The 4,266-nt window shown below is 60.0% G+C and carries 4 protein-coding genes; 3 read left to right on the top strand and 1 reads right to left on the bottom strand.

Annotated elements, in window-relative coordinates:
• Positions 1 to 162 precede the first annotated feature (162 nt).
• The 3 genes from urtB to urtD are packed head-to-tail and all read left to right on the top strand — an operon-like array spanning position 163 to position 3,759.
• Positions 163 to 1,746 carry an urea ABC transporter permease subunit UrtB gene (gene urtB, locus AC1D1X_RS16860; RefSeq protein WP_477668174.1) on the top strand — a complete coding sequence of 528 codons (1,584 nt, stop codon included), beginning with the start codon at positions 163 to 165 and terminating at the stop codon, positions 1,744 to 1,746.
• A 13-nt stretch (positions 1,747 to 1,759) separates the two neighbouring features.
• Entirely contained in the window at positions 1,760 to 2,878 is a 1,119-nt protein-coding gene (urtC, locus tag AC1D1X_RS16865) for an urea ABC transporter permease subunit UrtC (RefSeq protein ID WP_477698708.1), read from the top strand.
• Positions 2,875 to 3,759: an urea ABC transporter ATP-binding protein UrtD gene (gene urtD / locus AC1D1X_RS16870; RefSeq protein ID WP_477668172.1), complete on the top strand. Its 885-nt coding sequence runs from the start codon at positions 2,875 to 2,877 to the stop codon at positions 3,757 to 3,759. The genes urtC and urtD overlap by 4 nt, the downstream gene beginning before the upstream one ends.
• 79 nt (positions 3,760 to 3,838) lie before the next feature.
• Here the strand turns inward: urtD and AC1D1X_RS16875 are convergent.
• The coding region (locus AC1D1X_RS16875) for a hypothetical protein (protein WP_477698709.1) at positions 3,839 to 4,266 on the bottom strand (428 nt) is incomplete at its 5' end.

The following is a 4,266-nucleotide window of genomic DNA, read 5'->3' on the forward strand; positions in this document are numbered from 1 at the left end:
CCCCACCTCGGTCCGCTCGCTACGCTTCTTCCTGTCTTGACGCCTTTGGGCGTCTACGGTCCGGTTCTTGCTCTTGGTGAGTAAGACCGGTGCCCCCAAGGAAGTTGCAGTCTGGGCGCAACACGGTTGCGTGCTGTGCCCAACCTACAGGTTCTTTCCCCTATGCTCCGTTACCCACTTCTCCGCCTACTCTTTCTTGCTACGCTTTTGATAGCTGCTCGCGCTTATGCCTTAAGTCCTGAGGAGGTAAAAGGCATGTCAATTGGCGAAACGGAGGCGCGTGTGGAGGCCTTGGGAAAGGCCGCTGCCAAGGCCGACGAGAAGACGGCCGCGTTCATACAGGCGCTGTCTGACGATGCGGTGAAAACCAAGGGCGACAAGGTTTTTGTTGTGAAAGACGACAAAGCCTTTGACCCGATCACCGGCGCCGAGGTGCCGCTGCCGGCTGATGCTGAAGACGTGATCAACCCCAACCTGATGCGCAGCGAGATCGACAACGCGCTGGCCGCGTTGAAGCTGTTTTCCAAAGACGAGAAGCAGCGGCGCGATGCGATCAAGACGCTGGGCGGTGACAACGACGAAGCGCGGCTTCCGTTGATTGAAAAAGCCTACGCGGCTGAAACCGTGCCCGAGCTGAAGAACCAGCTTGAGCTGATGCGCGCCGCCATCATGCTGGGCAGCACCGACAAGGCCAAGCGCCTGGAAGCCGCCGCGCAGCTGGCCGGCAGCAAGAACCCCAATACCAAAACGGTGCTGATAGAACGCCTAGGCACCGAGGCCGATGCCGACGTGAAGGTGGCCCTTCAAGCCGCGCTGGCCAAGGTTGAGGCCTCACTGGAGTGGGGCAACAAGCTGGGCGCGATTTTCAGCGGCATCAGCCTGGGCAGCATCTTGCTGCTGGTGGCGCTGGGGTTGGCCATCACTTACGGGTTGATGGGCGTCATCAATATGGCGCACGGCGAGCTGATGATGATTGGCGCCTATGCCACCTACGTGGTGCAGGGCGTGTTCCAGAAATACTTTCCCGGCGCGTTTGACTGGTATTTGCTGGCCGCGGTGCCGGTGGCTTTCATGGCCTCGGCGCTGATGGGTGCGGCGCTGGAACGCAGCGTGATTCGCTTCCTCTATGGCCGCCCGCTGGAGACACTGCTGGCCACCTGGGGTATCAGCCTGATGCTGCAGCAACTGGTGCGCTCGATTTTTGGCGCGCAAAACGTCGGGGTTGAAAACCCGGTGTGGATGAGCGGCGGCGTGCAGGTGCTGGGCAATCTTTCGCTGCCTTACAACCGGCTGGTCATCATTGTGTTTGCCGTGGCGGTGCTGCTGGGCGTGGCCTGGCTGATCAGCCGCACGCGGCTGGGCCTGTTTGTGCGCGGCGTCACGCAGAACCGGCCGATTGCCTCTTGCATGGGTGTGAACACGGCCCGCGTTGATACTTACGCCTTCGCGCTGGGCTCGGGCATTGCCGGCCTGGCGGGCTGCGCGCTGAGCCAGGTGGGCAACGTGGGGCCGGACCTGGGCCAGGGCTACATCGTGGATTCGTTCATGGTGGTGGTGCTGGGCGGCGTGGGCCAGCTGGCGGGCACGGTGTATGCCGCGATGGGCCTGGGCATTCTCAACAAATTCCTCGAAGGCTGGACGGGCGCCGTGCTGGCCAAGATTGCCGTGCTGGTGTTCATCATCATCTTCATCCAGAAGCGGCCGCAGGGCATCTTCGCGATGAAGGGCCGCAGTGCGGAGGCCTGAGATGACGGCCACCATGACCCCGATGCCAACTATCGTGCACCTTCCGGCCAAGGGCCCACTGCTTACGCGCGGCGGCTGGAGCGCCTTCATGATGGCACTGATCGCCGTCTGCGCCATTGCGCCCATCCTCAACCTGTGGGTGCCCGAGGGCAGCGTGTTCCACATGAGCACCTACGCCGTGGCGCTGCTCGGCAAGATCATGTGCTACGCCATCTGCGCGTTGGCCATGGACTTGATCTGGGGCTACACCGGCATCCTCTCGCTGGGGCATGGCGTGTTCTTTGCACTGGGCGGCTACGCCATGGGCATGTACCTCATGCGCCAGAKTGGCCGCGACGGCAATTACAAAAGCGACCTGCCCGACTTCATGGTGTTCCTTGACTGGAAGACCTTGCCCTGGCACTGGACTTTCAGCGACAGCTTTGCCGCCACCCTGTTTTTGATTGTGGCGGTGCCGGGCATCATTGCCTTTGTGTTTGGCTTCTTTGCCTTCCGCTCGCGCATCAAGGGCGTTTACTTTTCCATCATCACCCAGGCCATGACGTTTGCGGCCATGCTGCTGTTCTTTCGCAATGAAACCGGTTTTGGCGGCAACAACGGCTTTACCGACTTCAAACGCATTCTCAACATCCCGATCGCCACGCCGTCGATGCGCATGACGCTGTTCATCATGACGGGCCTTACGCTGCTCGGCTTCTTTTTGTTTGCCAAATGGCTGGTGGGCAGCAAATTTGGCCGTGTGCTGCAGGCCATTCGTGACGCCGAAACGCGTGTGATGTTCTCCGGCTACAGCCCGCTGGGCTACAAGCTCACGATCTGGGTGATTTCGGCCATCATGTGCGGTGTGGCCGGTGCCTTGTATGTGCCGCAGGTCGGCATCATCAACCCGAGCGAAATGAGCCCGGCCAACTCGATTGAAATTGCCATCTGGGCCGCAGTGGGCGGGCGCGCCAGTTTGATCGGGCCGATTGTGGGTGCCTTTATCGTCAACGGCGCCAAGAGCTGGCTCACGGTGGCGTATCCCGAATTCTGGCTGTACTTTCTGGGGGCACTTTTCATCAGCGTCACGCTGTTCCTGCCTGACGGCGTGGTGGGCCTGGTCAAGAAGCTTCGTAAAGGGGGTGGCAAATGACTCCCGATCTGCTCGAACAAGGCGCACGCCGCATTGAAGAACGCCTGGCCGCACTGGATGCCGGCAAAGCCAATACCGAATCCGGTGGTCGCAGTGCCAGCGGCCGCCGTATTGCTCATGCCACCGGCGAGGTAGACGTTACCCACGGTCGTATCCTGTACCTGGAAGATGTGAGCGTCAGCTTCGACGGCTTCAAGGCCATCAACAAGCTGAGCCTGGACATTGCGCCCGGCGAGCTGCGCTGCATCATCGGCCCCAATGGCGCCGGCAAGACAACCATGATGGATATCATCACCGGCAAGACCCGGCCCGATGAAGGCACGGTGTTTTTCGGCAGCACGATTGACCTGCTGCGCCACAAGGAAGCCGAAATCGCCCAGCTGGGGATAGGCCGCAAGTTCCAGAAGCCCACGGTGTTTGAGCAGCTCACCGTGTTTGAAAACCTGGAGCTCGCGCTCAAGACCAACAAGGGCGTGAAGCATTCGATGTTCTTCAAGCTCGATTCAACACAAAGCGACAGGCTGGCCGAGATCCTGGTGACGATTCACCTGGCAGACAGTGTGGGCCGTATGGCCGGCAACCTGAGCCATGGGCAAAAGCAGTGGCTGGAGATCGGCATGCTGTTGATGCAGGACCCGAAGCTGCTGCTGCTCGACGAGCCGGTGGCTGGCATGACCGATGAAGAAACGGCACGCACGGCAGAGCTGTTCTTGACACTCAAGGGCAAGCATTCGCTGATGGTGGTGGAGCATGACATGAGCTTTATCAAGACGATTTCGGAGATCGTGACCGTGCTGTGTGATGGGTCTGTGTTGGCGCAGGGGACGCTTGATCAGGTTCAGGCGGATGAGCGGGTTATTGAGGTGTATCTTGGCCGGTGAGGTTTTTTCTTCACCGGTTCTTGCTCCGGCTACGTGCTCTTTGCTGAGGGTAGTTGGCCGGGGGTTGCCCGGCGGCAACTCACTTTTCTTTTGCTTCGCCAAAAGCAAAGTAAGCAAAAGAAAAGGCGACCCTGCTGTCTGCGTCCCTTCGCTTCGCTACGGGCAACCTGCGGTGCTCGGACCAGACGGGGTCTCGCTCGAACTCGCTTCGCTCAGACAATCGCGATCCCTGATCCGCCTGAACCTGCGCTCCTCGGCGCATACAGAAGGGGGTGGGGAGAGGAATACCAAAACCGAATACCCAAACTGCCAAAGACAGAACCCCGAAGACCGCAAGAAACAAGGACTCGCCGTGGCGAGTCCTTGTTGGTATTTGTCTTTTGTTTTCGGCCTTCAGTCCCCGCTCCCGATTGGCCCTTGTGGATGCGCCGAGGAGCGCAGGGCCAGACGGATCAGGGCAAAAACTTGTTTGAGCCGAAGGCGAGTTGTTTTTGACCCCGGCTGGAC

The organism is Polaromonas sp. P1_G4, from assembly GCF_056405475.1.

Excerpts from the sequence above, each read along its gene's own strand:
- urtD (WP_477668172.1), top strand. The coding sequence starts at position 2,875 with ATGACTCCCGATCTGCTCGAACAAGGCGCACGCCGCATTGAAGAACGC.
- urtB (WP_477668174.1), top strand. The coding sequence starts at position 163 with ATGCTCCGTTACCCACTTCTCCGCCTACTCTTTCTTGCTACGCTTTTG.